The sequence below is a fragment of the Paenibacillus sp. FSL R5-0473 genome, from assembly GCF_038004565.1.
Taxonomy (GTDB): Bacteria; Bacillota; Bacilli; order Paenibacillales; family Paenibacillaceae; genus Paenibacillus; species Paenibacillus amylolyticus.
On record NZ_JBBORL010000001.1, the window covers coordinates 4,650,165 to 4,666,361 of the forward strand.

Genomic DNA, 16,197 nt, shown 5'->3' on the forward strand with positions numbered 1-16,197 from the left:
GTCGGGCAGTGCCTAAGTGAAATGTGAAGGATCGTATATGAATGCTAAAGGTAGGTTAAAGTAATACAAACACGGGAAATTTCGAAGTACTTCTAATAAGAGGTGTTTTCATTCTGACTATAATTCAGACTTCATTCTTGTTCTTTACGATGATTCGTACTTAATGCTTTAAAATAAATCATTGTTGTATCTGGGTTGGTGTGTCCCATTATCTCGGCCAAACGGTGCAGTGGCGTATGCTCAGCCATGGCGTAGCCAAAACGATGACGCAGGTCGTGTGAACTCAGTCCTTCCAGCCCTGCTGTTATCATTACTTTTTTAATCAGGTGGCGCAGTGCTCTCTCCGTTAAACGATCATTTGTCTTCTCTGAAGGAAAAAGGTAAGCACCATCGGTAGCAAGATCAGATAAGTACTGATTCAACATGACAACACACTGTATATTCAAAGGGATCTTACGTTGCACGTTGCGTTTATCGGCGCTCACTGTCAGGTGACCGCTTCGTCTACCAAGTTCGATATCATGAGGTTTGAGGTTGCATACCTCCATCGTTCGCAAGCCTGTGTGAAACATAAGGGTCAGGATCGTTTGATCACGAAGGGAATTACCATACTCCACTGCCGCAAGGAATGCCTGCTCTTCTTCCAATCTCATTCGGCGTGGACTTACTTTGTCTTCTGGAATGAATTTTAATGGTTTGGAAGGGTCATGACTGAGCCTGGATTCCAAGACAGCCCATTTGAAAAAACGCTTCAGCGTAATCAATCTCCGGTTAATGGTGGCTGGTTTCAATAACATAACTTTGTGAGCATCTTCACGATAACTGACTAAAGTGGATGTATCCACATCTTCAATTCGCAGTGAAAACTCTTCGCTGAGCATGGTGCTTTCCTTGTACCATTCGATAAAGTGCTTCAGATCACTTGTATATTCCTTCACGGTTTTGGGATGCAATTCTCCCTCTTTAGCAAGCATATGTATGAATTCCTCTACTGTCGGTTCCCGCTGCACCGAAACCCCTGATGACTGATTCATTAGAAAATACCTCCAAATCTTGACTTATATTAGCGGACATGGTATTATCATATTAATCGATACATTAGCGGACATCAAGTTCGTGGTTTAAATGCACCAGGTGAGTGTCAATTTTAAATTATACTCGTCATAATGATCGGCTAAAAACTTATTTTTTGGAGGAATCACATGCAAACAGGTACAGTGAAATGGTTCAACGCGGATAAAGGATTCGGCTTTATCGAAACTGAAGAAGGAACAGATGTATTCGTTCATTTCAGTGCAATTCAAGGTGAAGGTTACAAATCTTTGGACGAAGGTCAACGCGTTCAATTTGAAGTAACTCAAGGTAACCGTGGACCACAAGCTGAGAACGTTACTAAACTTTAATTATATGAAAGCTGCCTTATTAATAAGGCAGCTTTTTATTTACACATATGTGTCACAGCAAAGTTTCCACATCCCAAGAATGAAAGCGAGGTATTCCCCATGGATAAAGAACAATTGATCACAGAAGTAGCCAAGGCTGGCGGTTTCTCCAAGAAGAATGCTGAAAAAGCTGTAACCGTTGTATTGGATTCGATTCTCGAAGCTCTCAAAGAAGGCAAAGAAGTTCAACTGGTCGGATTCGGGAAATTTGAAGTGCAGAAGCGTGAGGCAAGAACGGGAAGAAGTCGGAAAACAGGCAAAGAAATTCAACTACCTGCAGGTAAAGTTCCTGTATTCACAGCAGGCTTAAGCATGAAAGAAGCTTTAAATTAAACAACGCAACAACTTATTGAAAAGAGGTTTTTATTCAAACACACAATGATAATATGGATTTAAATGTCGTGTTTACTACCGTTGATGATATCATTAACTTTTATTCAGGCAAACAGACAAACTCGGATCATACAGAAAATCACACTCATTTGAAGCCCCCATCAACAAAGTCTGATTGTACCCTACGACCACCCACCCGTTAAATTAACATTTCATCTTGGACAACAAGAGGCCCTGATCCGCTCAAAACGGTCCAGGGCCTGATTTGCTTGGAAGCCGGCTCTGTCAGGAACCAGCTTTTTTTGTCTTTTATGCACAACCATCCTATTTGCTGTTCAGAAGTTCGCGCAAGATCTGTAGCTCATATGTAGAGACAAGACGTTCCAAATGCGTATCCAGCCATTCCTCATCCTGATCCCACCACTTCAATTCCAGTAGCAGTGCAATCGTCTCTTCGTCAAAACGCTTTTTAACAGTCTTGGCTGGATTACCACCAACAATCGTATAGGGTTCAATGTCCTTAACAACGGTTGAATTGGAGGCAACGATTGCCCCGTCTCCAATCGTGATACCAGGCATGATCGTTACATTTTGTCCAAGCCATACATCGTTCCCCAGTACCGTGTCACCCTTATATGGAAGTTGTTCCAGTGTAGGTGTCACACGCTCCCATCCTCCACCAAAGATGTTGAACGGATACGTGGTCATACCCTCCATCCGATGATTCGCGCCATTCATAATGAATGTCACACCTTCCGCAATTGCACAGAAATTGCCAATGACCAGGCGATCACCAATAAAGTCATAATGATGCTGTATCCGGTCATAGAATTGCTCTGGCGGATTTGTGTTGTCACTATAATACGTATAATCACCGATGTCCACGTTGGAACGCGGCGGCAGGTTTTGAATGTAACATACCGTACGGATATTCTCATTCGGGAAAAGTTTTGTTTTATCAGGGGCCATATTGTAGTCCCTCCTTTTCCCTATTGTAACAGATCTTAAATCTTAAACGGACTAAGTGAGGTCTGCAGCTCTGTCGACACATCGGACAAAATAGCCGCAGATGCCTTGATCTGCTCTACCGACTTGAGCTGTTCATGGACAGAATCGGCAGCCTGTTGTGAATTGGTACTAGCCGTTTGCGCATGGCGAGCGATCTCATGCACAGAAGCTACGATCTGTTCCACGCCTGCGGACATCTCTTCACTTGTCGCAGCCATGTCCTCAATCTCTGTAGCAATACGTAGGTTTGTATCCCGGATCAGGCTGAAGTTTTGCTCCGTTTCCCGGGTCAAGCGCAGTCCTTCCTGTACTTCGTCCTTCACTCTAGACATGGCCGATAGCGATTGCTGCATATCTTGTTCCATGGCTTCGACCAGTTCTTCAATACGATCTGAAGAGTCTCCGGCTTGTTCAGCCAGTTTACGAACCTCGGTAGATACGACGGCAAATCCTCTGCCATGCTCCCCTGCTCTTGCTGCTTCAATGGATGCATTGAGGGCAAGCAGATTCGTTTGATTTGCAATCTCATGAATGGCGGAAACCATCTGGCTAATCTGTGCCGACTTCCCTTCCAGCATACGAATGACTTCATCCGTTGTGGTAACGGAAGATTCAATGGTAGACATCTGCTGAACGGTAAGTTGCACCGCTTCACCTCCGGTTTCAGCCTGTTTGCGTGAATACAAAGCAGAATCCGAGATGCTGGAGGCCTTGTCCGCCATGCGTTGTACGGCTATCGCCACTTCTTCCATGGCCTGCAGATTTTCTTCTGTACTAATTGTCTGACTCTCGGCTCCTTGTGCGACTTGTTCAACGGAGGATGCAATCTGCGCCGATTCTTTGGACGTTTGGTCCGCAATCTTCAGTAGCAGCCCAGTCGATTGCTCTGCTTTCTCCGCAGCTTGAAGTCCTCCTTGAATGATGACCTGGAGATTACTTCTCATCTCATTGTATCCCATGCCCAGCATGCCAATCTCGTCTTGGACGTTGTCCACAACTGGCTGTGTGAAATCGCCCGTACCCGCACGTTTAATCGCTACGGATACCCGTTCGATTCTTACTCTCACCCTGCGAACGTACAACAGGATCAGGGTAATTGCGACCAACATTGCAAGCAGGAATACAATCAGGAATGTCTTGAGGAACGAGGAGATAATCACATCAATTAACGATTGAGAAGCGCCAACATAGAAAATTCCGATAATCTCTCCGGATGCGTTCTTGATTGGTTCATAGGCCGTCTGATATTTCTGGCCCACAACCACGGCTTCACCGAAGTATTTTTCCCCTTGCTGCAAAACAGTCTGAGCGACCTCGTCAGATACCTTCGTGCCAACAGCACGTTTTCCGTCCACCATGACATTTGTTGCGACACGTTCGTCACCTCGGAAGATCGTCACTGTGTCCCCAGAAGCTTCTCCAATCTCATCCACCAGTTCAAAGTTGCCTTCCAGCGCGGTATCTCCCTTGAATAATTGTCCATCCTTAATGGCCCAATCTCCTGGATGCTTATATGTAATGATACTATTCGCCATCTCCAAATCTCGCTTTGCCTTCTCTGTAGCAAATGTCGTGATCCCCTGCTTCATCTCCAGGATTACACTTACCGCCACGGCTGAAGAGAAGACGATAAATATACTGATAACGATCAAACTGATTTTGGTACCGATGCTCATGCTTCGCATGTGTGTGAGCCACCCTTTTCCCTATGTAATTGTGGGGATATTCAAGCCAATTTCGATTCCGTTTCGAATATCACTATAGTCTTATCGGTAGGAGTGATCACAATATTTATAATATTTCAGTGACTTTTATCACAGTAATCGAAATTAAAAATCTAATATTTTACGCATTATCCGTAATCATGTAAGAATGTTCTGCTGTCTGGAAATTTAGAGGAGCTGTATAAGTTGAACTAAAGAATATATACCTGATACTCCGATGACAGAACAACCTTCCGATCGCTGTTATCCCCAGATTTTTCGATTCCTTTTATAAAGGGGTAGATCCGGGGATAACATATGCTTCCGATGCAGCTTGCTCAGAAAGCTTTTAGGCGAACGTTCCGCTTCTTCAGGTTCTTTCTGTCCTCTACGTTTCATGTAGAAGTGTTTAGTTCAATTTATGTTGCCAACCACATATTCAAGTGTTATATTTATGTTGCCGACAACACAATTAAGAAAGTTGAGGTACATGATGACAGCCAAAGATGATTTCAAAAAGCCTGATAATCTCCAGGAATTAAATAATGAGGAATTCAGTGCAGTAGCGCAGTATCCCATCAGCTTTAGCATTTTTGCTCTGGCACGCTCCCACAAGGGTCTTGCTGCGCAGTTGATTCGGGATACCGGGCTTTTTCCCGGTCAAGAGATTATGCTGATGCAGTTATATGCACAAGACCATCAATCCCAAAACTCATTGGGTCGCACCCTTCGCCTGGACCACTCAACCGTAGCCAAGTCTGTTCGCCGTCTGGAAGATGCCGGTCTCGTTACTCGGAGTCGGTCCAAAACAGATGGACGGGTGACCATTGTATCCCTAACAGAAGCCGGACGCGCACTGGAGGATCAAGTGAATAACGCCTGGCGCCAAGTGGAGCAGATCACCACAGCTGGCCTCTCCGAGGAAGAAAAGAACTTACTGTTATCTCTTTCACAGAAAATTGCTGCACAGATTGATTCATCCCTATCCTAAATTTGCTTAACGAATGGAGCGTGTGCACAATGCATACATCTAAAATGAAAGCTATTCAGATTCATCAATACGGAGGACCCGATACATTACAGTTCGAACAGGAAGTCCATAAGCCCCAGCCAGCTGCCGGCGAAGTTCTGGTACGCATTCAGTATGCTGGAGCCATTCCACTGGACTGGAAGATTCGTAACGGCTGGTTGCAGGACGTGTTTGTCAAAGAGCTGCCTTATACACCCGGAACGGCCATGTCAGGCATCGTTGAATCCGTGGGAGAAGGCGTCGATACCTTCAAGCCGGGAGATCGCGTTTTTGGTAATGTGAACGGAAGTTATGCCGAGTATGGTATGGCTCCTGCTACGGATTTGGTGCATATGCCAGACAACCTGAGTTTTGAGGATGCTGCGACCATTAAAGGCGGAGCTGAAGCGGCATGGAAAGCACTGTTCACCGAAGGTGAGTTGGAAGCTGGGCAAACCGTTCTGATCCACGCTGCTGCGGGCGGTGTCGGACAATTCGCAGTGCAACTGGCAAAATGGAAAGGCGCTCATGTTATTGCTACCGCGTCTGGTGCCAATGTTGATTTTGTTACTTCATTGGGTGCCGATCAAGTGATTGATTACAAGACAACCTTGTTTGAAGAGCTGGTAAGCAATGTAGATCTGGTTGTTGAATCGGTCGGTGGAGAGATCGAAGATCGCTCATGGGGTGTTCTGAAACCTGGGGGCAACCTGGTATCGTTAACTCAACTGCCTTCTGCCGAAAAAGCAGCGCAGTATGGCGTTACAGCCAAGTTTAATTCCAAATTCCCGACATCAGAGGATCTGTACACAATCGCTCAGCTAATCGCTAACGGTTCCCTCCGCTCAGAGATTGATTCCATCTTCCCTTTAAGTGAAGCGAATCAAGCGCATGCCAAAAGTGAGGCTAGACATGGACGAGGCCGGATTTTGCTGGATATTCGCTCCGTCTAACCTGACAATAAGAACAAAAAGGGATTCGATCTGACCATCGAATCCCTTTCTTATTCTCCATACAACAACGGTGATCTGCAGGTAATATTTTCTTATTTGGATGTAAGGCTTACTTGTGCAGCGGTTTGATCCCAGTCCACGGTAAGTCCCAGACCTTCTGAGATGAAGCGTACAGGCACGAGTGTGCGACTGTTTTGAATGATCGCTGGTGCATCAATTTCAAGTGTCTCTCCATTTACGGTTGCGGTGCTGCTTCCGATCTTGAGCACAAGGGTCTGGTCATTCAGAACAGCTGTTACCGACTTCGCCGTTTTGTCCCAAGTCACTTCTGCACCTAGTGCTTCGAGAATTGCGTTCACAGGTACCATCACTCGGCCACTTTGCAGCAGCGGGTCCTGATCCGGGAATGTGATCAATTTACCATCGAGTGTTACGGTAATGGTTTTGTCAGTTGTTCCGGATGAAGTGTTCGAACCTGTCTCTTCCGAAGTCTCAGGCAAAGACGTTACTTCACGTCCAAGTTGCTCTTGCAGATTCGCAAGACGGTTCAGTGCAAATGTCGTCAGTGACCCAGCTGCCATGGAGCCCATGCCTCCGCCCCCACCGCCAAAGTTACCACCAGGGCGTGTCTGCGTATTATCTGTACCCGTTGTTGCATCTGTTGTACCGTTTCCAGTTGCAGTACCCGGCTGAGTTGGAGGTGTTGTTCCATCTGGAGGTGTCATTCCTTCGAAACCTGCAGGCGGCGTCATACCTTCCATGCCTTCAAATCCTTCTGGTGGTGTACCGCCCATACCACCTGCTGCGTCTGCATTTGCAGAATAAGCGATGTTGGATTCGAACTGTTCTGTCGTATAAAATTTCGTGGGATCTGCTTCCACATAAGGACGAATCTCATCGGCAAGGCCAGTGATACGATCCTGAATGCCTTCAATGTAGTCCGTCAGTTCATTGACGTAGCTCAAATATTTTTCCTTATACTCTGGCACAGCAAGCAGGTTGTTAATCATCGGTACATTTTCCATGTTAATGCCCAGTACCGGCTCGTCCACAGATACGTTCGTTGCGTTGGTGTTGGTCGTGGTTGATCCGGTTGTTGTGCCACGTCCACCTCCACCCGAGTACCCGTTGAAGGACATGTTGAAGTCCCAAGGAACAACGGTGAACTTGCCCGCGGCATCACTGTAAAGCATGTAGTTGTGTCCTTTGTCGCCGTTATAGCTGTCATAGTTGCCAAAAACCATGTTGCCTGCAATATATTGAAGCGCTGAATCCACGTCCAGTACACTTTCAATATCACCTTTTTCACCTTCTGGCATCTCGTTAAGCGTTTGGATGAAGGTTTTGAGTTTGGCTTTGTCCTTATCCGTACCCAAATCTTTGGTGATTGTACTGTAGTCACTGTCCTCTTCATATTGAAGATAAGTCTTCTCATCCGTATCATAGAGGACACCTTCTTCGTAATCCTCACCGTAGTTGCGCTCCAGATAGCTATCATCCACCGCTTCAACGCCAGTATAGAAACCAACAAGCTCGCCGTTAACGTACAGATTAACATAGTTCGTCATCGGTACATCCATGCCAATGCTCCGCAGTGCTTCGTAGTGAAGTACCTCACGCATATACGATGGATCGGCGTAGTTATTGTTCAGTACCATTTTGTCCAGTCCAAGTAGGGTTTGTGTTTTGTCGTATTTATCAAACTTCAGTCTGAAGCTGTAACGGTCCGAATCTTCCATTGAGGCTACAGCTTTCAGGGTCAGATTGCCCTTGGTGGAGAAACCGACATTGTCCAGCTTGTTGCCGTCCACTTCCACACTAACATTCTTATAATCCTTATCCAGCGGACTTTCGAGCATGCTCTTCCAGTCTGCATCATCAATCGTTACATTCACATCAATAACGTTATCCGTCTGGAACAACGATTCATAAGCTTGCGTCACACCTGCACTCGTGGTTGTCGCTGTACTCTCTGCTGCAAATGCCGCATTCGGACTTGCAATCAGACCAAAAGATGTCGTTACCATCGTCACGGACAATGCCATTACTGCAGCTTTGCGTAATAAAATATTCAAATGATGAATCCTCCTTCTTGGTTTCTCTGTTAAGCAACTGAGGCTTATGTAACCATGGTAGGGGACGAACCTTTAGTGAATCTTAAACGCGATCAAAAATGATATGTATCACTATGAAATTTTCATGGATATACAAGAAATATAATGAAAAAAAGCGCAATTATAACCTTGGAACCGGTTCATAAGTCCTATTTTGTTGCAAATATCTAATATTAATATGCCTATATAACGATATATCTGAAGAGTAGAACTTACCTGGAGTTCATATACGTGAATAGCAAAACCCATTACGAAAAGCTTTTAGAAACAAAAGAGAATTTGATCAGACAGGATATTAAGGGACGATTTCACAGTTTTTAAGTCAACAATTACATAGCGTGTACAACACCCAGGGTAAGTCCTTCGTCACAATCGTAGAAGGAGTGAACCATCTTGTTTAATAAGCTTCGCTGGAGTACCATGCCTTTCTTTATCAAAAATTTGGTGATTTCATTCGGCAGCATCATGTTGATCGGTGTAATCCTGATTACTGCCGCGTATCAATTGCAAAAAAATATCTTGGTTGAACAGTTGCACGACCAGGCTACCGTCATTACCCAGAAATGGTACGATGATCTCGACACTGCCAAAGTGGCAGAAGCGGCTAAGGAAAAAAGCTACTCCGGTCCTGTACAGCTGGAAATGAAAGCTTATCTCGATTCCATCCATGAATTCTATCCAAACATCGCGCAAGCGTACATTTTTGGTTCAGAACTTGAGCAAGGAAACGGAACGTCCATCATCGCGATTCCAACGAACCTGTTGGAACCATTCGAGGAAGGTAACCTGCCCGCAGGTGCCATGTACCCGTTGCCTCAGAATAACGTCGTAGTGCTGGAACAGATGAAAAAGGACGGAAAACCTGCCTTCAGTGATTTCTACACGGATGAGTACGGAACCTGGACCACTCTGATCTATCCGATTAATAATGCAGACGGCTCCATGTATGCTGCTCTTTACTTCGATGTAGATGCAAGTGCCGTTCCAAAAGGCCTGAATAAACTGCTTACGTACGGTTTGATGTTCCTGATCGGTTTCCTGATCCTGTTCATGGTGTTGCAATTCATTTTGCTGAAAAGAACGTTGCTTCCGATCCGCAATCTGATGAAAGGGATCGAAGAAGTCAGCACGGGTAATCTGGACGTAACCATCGATACCGGGCGAGATGATCTGGGTATCATCAACGAGAAGTTTAATGCGATGATCCATCGCTTCAATACAACCATCTATAAAGTACAGAATGCTTCACATCACCTCTCGGAATCTTCCAAACAACTACTGGGCATTTCCGAGAAAAATAATGTGAACATTCAATCCATCAGCACCAATATTCGAGAAATATCTACTGGACTGGTGTCACAAGACAAAGCCACTGTGGAGAACGCACGCGCCATGACAGAGATGTCAACGGTAGTGCAGACGATCGCCAGCAGCTCAGCCGATGTGGCAGATGAAGCACTCAGCATGGAGCAGCGCTCCAGCACAGGTAATGTGGTGATGCAACAAGTCATTGAGCAGATGCGCCTGATCTCCGGTGCAGTGCAAAATACGTCAAACTCGATTCAGTCTTTGGAGAATAACTCGAACCAGATTAGCAACATTGTTAACGTGATTACGGAGATTGCTGGACAAACCAACTTGCTTGCACTTAACGCTTCAATCGAGGCAGCCCGCGCAGGTGAAGAAGGAAGAGGTTTTGCCGTGGTTGCAGGTGAGGTACGTAATTTGGCAGAGCAATCTCAGGAATCAGCGAAGCAAATTCGACAGTTAATTGAAGAAATTCAACGGGACATCATGCAGTCTTCCGAAGCGATGCAGTTGGGTTCCAAGGAAGTTACCAAAGGCTTGGAAGTTACCCAAGAGACTGGTGTATTCTTCGAGAATATTCTGACTGCTACGAATAAAGTTGCAAACCAGATTCAGGATATCTCCAGTTCTACTGAAGAAATCTCGGCAAGCACACAGGAAATGTCTGCCACGGCCGATGAACTGTCTGCCAATGTCAGCAAGGCAGCAAGCAGCAGTAAACAAATTGAGCAGTCAATTGATGAGCAGGAAGCCTCCATGGCAGCCATTGTGAGTGCCTCCGATGAGCTCTCGGTTGTATCCGAACAACTGCAAGAACTGATCTCATTCTTTAAAGTACGTGCAGAATAGAATTAATAGGATATAGATAACAAGAATACGACACAGTAAAAACCAAGGTTCATGAGTGACTACACTCAAAGCCTTGGTTTTTTGTTGTTACCAGGGTAGGTGGGTAGGTTCTAGTTCTATACTTCCCGGTATCATTTAACAGACAATATTTCTTCTGCTCTTATCATCATCTTTTTCTCATCATTGTAGCCGGATTGTTCGGATCGAAATCCAGCATTAAGAATAAGATCGGCCTCACTATTCGATATATATTGAACCTGCTCCGGTGTAAGGGTTATTTCAACTTTTTCTGAATACCAGCTATCTTTCGTTAATTTCGTTACCAATTCTTCACTGGTACTCGACCTCGGCGGGAGAAGCGTCTTGCCATCCATTTGCAGATCGATATCAAAAAGCTGTTTCGAATGGAAAATCTCGTGGTTGACATCTTGTCCTCTATACCTTATTCCCGGTTGAAAAGTGAAGTCGTGATCACCAGATTGTTGGACACTTAATCGGAGTTCATAATCACCCAATTGTCTGGTTGCCGTCATCGTCTGTCCCTCTCTTTGAATCCGGTCTGCTGTATCGTTGCTTTCCAATGATGAATCGGAACAACCGAGTAGGACAAGACACATCATCAGGATGTAGGAGAAATATTTCAAGGTAGACCTCCTCTCATTCTAATATATAATTTGGCTCTTAGATTTTGGACGCAGGGTAAGAGTTGAAAGTTTCAATTTCTATAAATTCAATTTATTTTTATTTATGGAAATAATGATATATTTTAAAACTTTACTATGATATAGTTACTCTACATTTAGCAAATAAAACCAGAAAAGAGGATATCATGAAAAAGACATTTTTGCTCAGTTTAGCTATGTTCCTACTACTTCTCCCTTTTTCCTCAACAACATTTGCGTTCCAAGAAAGACTTACGGTTTCTGAGAACATGACCTTTACAACAAGGTTATTATCAGACAATTCTAGATATTTATTCAATTTCAATGTGCAAGGTGACGTTGAGTTGAGAAATGTTAAGAAAAAAACTTTGATTTGGAGCACCAATCTCAAGGAACGCAGAGTTGTTATGCTTGTTATAGATCAATATAACGGAAGACTGAAATTGACGGACTATAGCAATACTCCCTACTGGACATCCGACAATCAGGCATGGGCCAATGCGTGGTATGGCCCGGGAAATGTACCTGAAAATCTTGTGGGCGACCTGCTAATCATGCAAAATGATGGAAATCTAGTTCTCTATAATACAAAGAATATAGCTAAAGGATGGTATCCTGTCTGGGCCACTAACACAGGTGGAGGAATACACGATTAATCCATCCTATTTGAGCCGTGAACATTAAAGATCACAAGACATCTAACATATCTGTATGTCCACCAAGGCATGTGTGATGACCAATAATATGGTTATCACACATGCCTTTTATTTTTAACAATTTATTTTGAGAAATAATCCCTTGCCCTCTTGACCCGCTTACCATCCCCCATTCATACCATGACAATGATCACATCCATCTCCCCTGTTCAAGTGCTACAGTTGTTAACGACCAACTGACCATAATAGTAAAATAGTCAATACAGGACTTACCTTACCATTATCCTTTCAACCTACAAGGAGGTGTATATGCGATGAAAACGATAGATCGAAGGCAACAGGTGATGGATTCTGCCGAGAAATCCTTTGCCTTGTTTGGCTACAAAGCCACTACGATGGAGCAGGTTGCGAGACTTGCCAATGTGGGCAAGGGAACGATCTATACTTTTTTCAATAATAAAGAAGAACTGTTTAGCGAGATTCTGCGCTCAATCATTGCGGATATGAGACAGATTACAGAGCAGACGGTGAAGGAAGAGAACTCCTTTCTGGATAACGTGCATATGAGTATGGATTCTTTGCTGGAGTATCGGGAGGAACATGAGCTGTTGATCAAACTCTTTCAGGAGGTCAACGAGTTCGGTACGCCACAGGCCAAGGAAGGTTTGCAGAAAGTGGAGACAGCCATTCTTGAATATCTGGAGCGTCAGGTGAGCCGTGCCATGGAATTAGAGCAGATTCGCAGAGACGATCCCAAGCTGGTTTCTTTTGTCCTGTTGAAGCTGTATGTCACATTAACCTCGGATTGGAACAAAACGCATCCTACGCTGCATAAGGATCAGATCAAGGATTTTGTGGCCCTCTTTCTCAAGAGTGGCTTATCCCCCATCTAGAGAAAGGTATGCCCCTAGTTTCAACACATAATAGAGATAGAACAAACGGATTAGCGTATGGATAGGGAGAGAACATGATGAAATCATTCCACGTGTTTGGGCAGGATCTGAAGTCCGCCTTTAAAAAACCAAAAGTATTTATTCCGATTCTCGTTGTACTGTTCATTCCGGTGCTGTATAGTGGCCTGTTCCTGAACGCATTCTGGGACCCCTATGGCAAAATGAATGAATTACCTGTAGCCGTGGTCAACACGGATCAGGGTGCAGTCTACAATGACAAATCACTCGAGGTCGGTCAGAATCTGGTCGATGAATTGAAAAAAAGTGATGATTTCGACTGGCAATTCGTGACTCGTGAACAAGCAGAACAAGGTATGCAAGACAACACGTATTATATGACGATTGTGATTCCGGAGGACTTTTCCACCAAAGCAACAACCCTGATGGATGAGCACCCTGAGCCGGCAGACCTGATCTATGAACCCAATGAAGGATATAACTTCCTCGCGGGTCAGATTGGCGGCACGGCGGTCAAACAAATTCGTTCCAAAGTCGCTGCCAAAGTCACAGAATCGTACACTGAAACGCTATTGGATCAGGTCGAAGAAATCTCTGGTGGTTTGGCAGATGCCGGGGATGGAGCAGGTCAGATTCATGATGGTGCGATCACGCTGGATAAGGGTGCTGCTACATTAAAAGAGAACCTGTCCAAACTGGCCGCAGGAACCGATAAGCTCGAAACGGGCGTAGTTACATTAAAAGAAGGTACGTCCACTCTCGCCCAAGGCACAGATGATCTTCATACTGGCGCGAGTGCCCTGTCCAATGGATTGTCCCAATTGGCGGCAGCAGGCACGAAGCTTGGTAACGGTGCATTGCAGGCTGAAGCGGGTGGAAAACAGTTACAGGCTGGCCTTCAATCTGTTCAGGAAGGCACAGCTAAGCTGGATGCAGGACTGGCGGCTTCCGAGGAAGGCAGTGCAAAGCTGACTGCTGGGCTGCAAAGTTCTGTTGAGGGCAGTGGCAAAGTTAGCGAGGGTGCCAAAGCGGTTGCGCAAGGTCTTGCCCAATTAGCCGAAGCGAGTCCGGAACTTGCCGCAAGTCCTGCTGTGCAGCAACTCCTGGCAGCCAGCCAAGCCGTAGCTACGGGCAGCGAACAGGTGTATCAGGGCGGGCAGCAATTGGTTGCAGGCAGTCAAAACCTGTACGCTGCACAACAGCAACTGCATCAAGGCAGCAGTCAGTTGGTACAGGGTCAACAACAACTGGTACAAGGAGCTGCGCAGTTATCCGCCGGACAAGAAAAGCTTGCGACTGGTCTACAACAGTTCAATTCCAAATTATCCGAAGCAACCGCTGGAGGAGCCAAACTTGCGGATGGTTCAGGTCAATTGAATGCTGGTGCAGGCAAGTTGGTTGCGGGTGTAAGCCAGTTCTCAGACGGCATCTCAACCCTTGCAGATGGCTCACATAAGCTCGATAACGGTGCTGGTCAATTAAAAGAAGGTACGCTTAAGTTAACAGATGGCTCTGGTGAACTTGCCACCAAGTTGAATGAAGCGGCTGAGCAGACGGGCAGTGTGAAAAAGACGGATGAGCTGGTAACCATGTATGCAGAGCCTGTTCAGGTCGATGAACATAAATATAATGAGGTACCTAACTACGGTACAGGATTCTCGCCATACTTCCTGTCACTCGGGCTATTTGTCGGCGCATTGATTGCCACACTGGTTGTACCCACACGTGGCAGCACAGTTAGCCAAGCAAGTGGCTGGAATCGTTTTGTGAGTAAAACGCTGGCTTTCACACTCATGAGTGCAGCGCAGTCCCTGCTTGCTTCATGGCTGGTCTTATACGGCTTGGGTCTGGATGTTCAGAGCGTTCCATTGTTCCTCTTGTTCAGCTTTGTTACCAGTCTAAGCTTCATGTACATCATTCAGGCACTGGTGACTTGGCTGGAGAATCCGGGACGATTCCTCGCGATTCTGATGCTGATCTTCCAGCTCACCACCAGCGCAGGCACCTTCCCGCTCGAACTGATTCCAAATTGGCTGAAAGTGTTTAATCCATGGCTGCCTATGACCTATTCGGTAACAGGTTATAAAGCAGTTATCTCAAGTGGACAGTTCGGTGTGGCTTGGGATCAGATTGGTATTCTGTGCATCTTCGCCGTGATTGGCCTGGGAGGAACCTTAACGTATTTCCTGATGACTCATACCACGGAGAACGCAAACGTCAGCAGTGAAGTCTCACTTCACCTGTAAAAAGTAAAATAAAAAGCAAAGGCATGTACCTAAGCCCCACCCTCTTCTGGACAACAAGAGGTGTGAGTTAAAATACGCCTTTGCTTTTTTAGTTTGAGATAAAATCTAAGTTTGCTAACTTCATATTTCTAGTATGTAGAGTAAATTTCAGAACTTGAGATAGCGAAACTAAACAATAGCACGAGCAAAATAAGTAATACATACATCGCTGTACCGATGATTCCACAAACAAGTCCAGCAATGGCCAATCCTCTGCCTTGCTCCATGCGAACTCTGATCTCTTTGAAGGCTAAAGATGCAAATATAATCGCGACGATTCCGATTAAAATTCCCACGTAAGGAATCGTGACGGACAGAATCCCCAAAACTAGTGATACAATCGACTTGCTATTGGTCTTTGGTACTACATAAGGCGGTGGTGGCAATGTGTCGTTATAATAACGATCTACATCATTTTCGTGATGTTCCAAGGTAAATCCTCCCTGTTCTTTAAGTATGTTCATTATAATCGATTATTAGGAAAAATAATATCCATATTATGTTAATTATGAATTGCTTTTAGATTTATTTTATCCCCATCATCCGGTCAAATATCTAAATTCATAAGCTTATAGATTGTACTTCAAGGATATGAATTTAAGAACTGTTTATCCGTGTGATGATACAAATCAAGAATACCTCTAACATATAGATATTATTATGGTAGTACTTTTCTAGATTACATTGGGGGATTAACTCAGATGAAAATCGATAAAGTAATGAACATACTTATGATTGTGATGCTTCTACCTATTGCTCTTTATCGAAATAATGTAGCTGTACTATGTTTTAGTATTGTTTTGTTTGGAATCATGAGTTACACCACTTATCGAATTCGAACACGTTGGAATGTAGTAACTTATATCGTGTTGACCCTGGTATTGATTATCTGGAACATATACCTTTGGACATAAGCTATTATTTTAAAAAGCAAAAAGAACGCAATCCCTTATTACTCATAGGA

At 44.7% G+C, this 16,197-nt stretch carries 14 protein-coding genes; 8 read left to right on the forward strand and 6 right to left on the reverse strand.

The window, feature by feature from the left end; genetic code table 11:
* Positions 1–131: 131 nt before the first annotated feature.
* On the reverse strand, positions 132–1,034 hold the full coding sequence (locus tag MKY28_RS20485) for a tyrosine-type recombinase/integrase (RefSeq protein ID WP_340936820.1): 903 nt from the start codon (positions 1,032–1,034) through the stop codon (positions 132–134).
* A 168-nt stretch (positions 1,035–1,202) separates the two neighbouring features.
* Between MKY28_RS20485 and MKY28_RS20490 the strand changes: the two genes are divergently transcribed.
* Both MKY28_RS20490 and MKY28_RS20495 read left to right on the forward strand, forming a co-directional pair.
* Complete coding sequence (locus tag MKY28_RS20490) at positions 1,203–1,403, forward strand: cold-shock protein (protein WP_017690333.1); 201 nt, start codon at positions 1,203–1,205, stop codon at positions 1,401–1,403.
* A gap of 99 nt (positions 1,404–1,502) precedes the next feature.
* A complete protein-coding gene (locus MKY28_RS20495) occupies positions 1,503–1,775 on the forward strand; it encodes an HU family DNA-binding protein (protein WP_036606368.1) in 273 nt (90 codons plus the stop codon).
* A 324-nt stretch (positions 1,776–2,099) separates the two neighbouring features.
* On the opposite strand, the gene MKY28_RS20500 is transcribed toward MKY28_RS20495, so the two are convergent.
* Positions 2,100–2,744, reverse strand: a complete 645-nt coding sequence (locus MKY28_RS20500) for a Vat family streptogramin A O-acetyltransferase (protein ID WP_340936822.1) — start codon at positions 2,742–2,744, stop codon at positions 2,100–2,102.
* A 35-nt stretch (positions 2,745–2,779) separates the two neighbouring features.
* The gene (locus MKY28_RS20505; RefSeq protein ID WP_340936823.1) at positions 2,780–4,459 is read right to left on the reverse strand and encodes a methyl-accepting chemotaxis protein; all 1,680 of its coding nucleotides are present in this window, start codon (positions 4,457–4,459) and stop codon (positions 2,780–2,782) included.
* Between the two features lie 517 nt (positions 4,460–4,976).
* On the opposite strand from MKY28_RS20505, the gene MKY28_RS20510 reads away from it, so the two are divergent.
* Both MKY28_RS20510 and MKY28_RS20515 read left to right on the forward strand, forming a co-directional pair.
* The gene (locus MKY28_RS20510) at positions 4,977–5,477 is read left to right on the forward strand and encodes a MarR family winged helix-turn-helix transcriptional regulator (protein WP_235431522.1); all 501 of its coding nucleotides are present in this window, start codon (positions 4,977–4,979) and stop codon (positions 5,475–5,477) included.
* 44 nt (positions 5,478–5,521) lie between these two features.
* Positions 5,522–6,448: an NADP-dependent oxidoreductase gene (locus MKY28_RS20515; protein ID WP_340936824.1), complete on the forward strand. Its 927-nt coding sequence runs from the start codon at positions 5,522–5,524 to the stop codon at positions 6,446–6,448.
* Between the two features lie 92 nt (positions 6,449–6,540).
* Here the strand turns inward: MKY28_RS20515 and MKY28_RS20520 are convergent, their stop codons facing one another.
* Positions 6,541–8,523, reverse strand: coding sequence for a CotH kinase family protein (locus MKY28_RS20520; RefSeq protein ID WP_340936826.1), 1,983 nt, complete (start codon positions 8,521–8,523; stop codon positions 6,541–6,543).
* A gap of 459 nt (positions 8,524–8,982) precedes the next feature.
* On the opposite strand from MKY28_RS20520, the gene MKY28_RS20525 reads away from it, so the two are divergent.
* The gene (locus MKY28_RS20525) at positions 8,983–10,719 is read left to right on the forward strand and encodes a methyl-accepting chemotaxis protein (RefSeq protein ID WP_076329480.1); all 1,737 of its coding nucleotides are present in this window, start codon (positions 8,983–8,985) and stop codon (positions 10,717–10,719) included.
* A 131-nt stretch (positions 10,720–10,850) separates the two neighbouring features.
* Here the strand turns inward: MKY28_RS20525 and MKY28_RS20530 are convergent, their stop codons facing one another.
* On the reverse strand, positions 10,851–11,363 hold the full coding sequence (locus MKY28_RS20530; RefSeq protein ID WP_076253360.1) for a hypothetical protein: 513 nt from the start codon (positions 11,361–11,363) through the stop codon (positions 10,851–10,853).
* Positions 11,364–11,548: 185 nt separating this feature from the next.
* Between MKY28_RS20530 and MKY28_RS20535 the strand changes: the two genes are divergently transcribed.
* The 3 genes from MKY28_RS20535 (at position 11,549) to MKY28_RS20545 (ending at position 15,194) form a co-directional block, all read left to right on the forward strand.
* Positions 11,549–12,037 (forward strand): hypothetical protein, encoded by a 489-nt coding sequence (locus tag MKY28_RS20535; protein WP_076319415.1) that lies wholly within the window; start codon positions 11,549–11,551, stop codon positions 12,035–12,037.
* A 314-nt stretch (positions 12,038–12,351) separates the two neighbouring features.
* Positions 12,352–12,930: a TetR/AcrR family transcriptional regulator gene (locus tag MKY28_RS20540; protein ID WP_076319414.1), complete on the forward strand. Its 579-nt coding sequence runs from the start codon at positions 12,352–12,354 to the stop codon at positions 12,928–12,930.
* 77 nt (positions 12,931–13,007) lie between these two features.
* The gene (locus MKY28_RS20545) at positions 13,008–15,194 is read left to right on the forward strand and encodes a YhgE/Pip domain-containing protein (protein ID WP_340936827.1); all 2,187 of its coding nucleotides are present in this window, start codon (positions 13,008–13,010) and stop codon (positions 15,192–15,194) included.
* A gap of 128 nt (positions 15,195–15,322) precedes the next feature.
* Here MKY28_RS20545 and MKY28_RS20550 read toward each other — a convergent pair whose 3' ends face one another.
* The gene (locus tag MKY28_RS20550) at positions 15,323–15,664 is read right to left on the reverse strand and encodes a DUF4190 domain-containing protein (RefSeq protein WP_237176756.1); all 342 of its coding nucleotides are present in this window, start codon (positions 15,662–15,664) and stop codon (positions 15,323–15,325) included.
* Positions 15,665–16,197 lie beyond the last annotated feature (533 nt).

Coding starts and splice junctions, on each gene's coding strand:
- MKY28_RS20485 (WP_340936820.1), bottom strand. CDS start 1,034: ATGAATCAGTCATCAGGGGTTTCGGTGCAGCGGGAACCGACAGTAGAG.
- MKY28_RS20490 (WP_017690333.1), top strand. CDS start 1,203: ATGCAAACAGGTACAGTGAAATGGTTCAACGCGGATAAAGGATTCGGC.
- MKY28_RS20495 (WP_036606368.1), top strand. CDS start 1,503: ATGGATAAAGAACAATTGATCACAGAAGTAGCCAAGGCTGGCGGTTTC.
- MKY28_RS20500 (WP_340936822.1), bottom strand. CDS start 2,744: ATGGCCCCTGATAAAACAAAACTTTTCCCGAATGAGAATATCCGTACG.
- MKY28_RS20505 (WP_340936823.1), bottom strand. CDS start 4,459: ATGAGCATCGGTACCAAAATCAGTTTGATCGTTATCAGTATATTTATC.
- MKY28_RS20510 (WP_235431522.1), top strand. CDS start 4,977: ATGATGACAGCCAAAGATGATTTCAAAAAGCCTGATAATCTCCAGGAA.
- MKY28_RS20515 (WP_340936824.1), top strand. CDS start 5,522: ATGAAAGCTATTCAGATTCATCAATACGGAGGACCCGATACATTACAG.
- MKY28_RS20525 (WP_076329480.1), top strand. CDS start 8,983: ATGCCTTTCTTTATCAAAAATTTGGTGATTTCATTCGGCAGCATCATG.
- MKY28_RS20535 (WP_076319415.1), top strand. CDS start 11,549: ATGAAAAAGACATTTTTGCTCAGTTTAGCTATGTTCCTACTACTTCTC.
- MKY28_RS20540 (WP_076319414.1), top strand. CDS start 12,352: ATGAAAACGATAGATCGAAGGCAACAGGTGATGGATTCTGCCGAGAAA.
- MKY28_RS20545 (WP_340936827.1), top strand. CDS start 13,008: ATGAAATCATTCCACGTGTTTGGGCAGGATCTGAAGTCCGCCTTTAAA.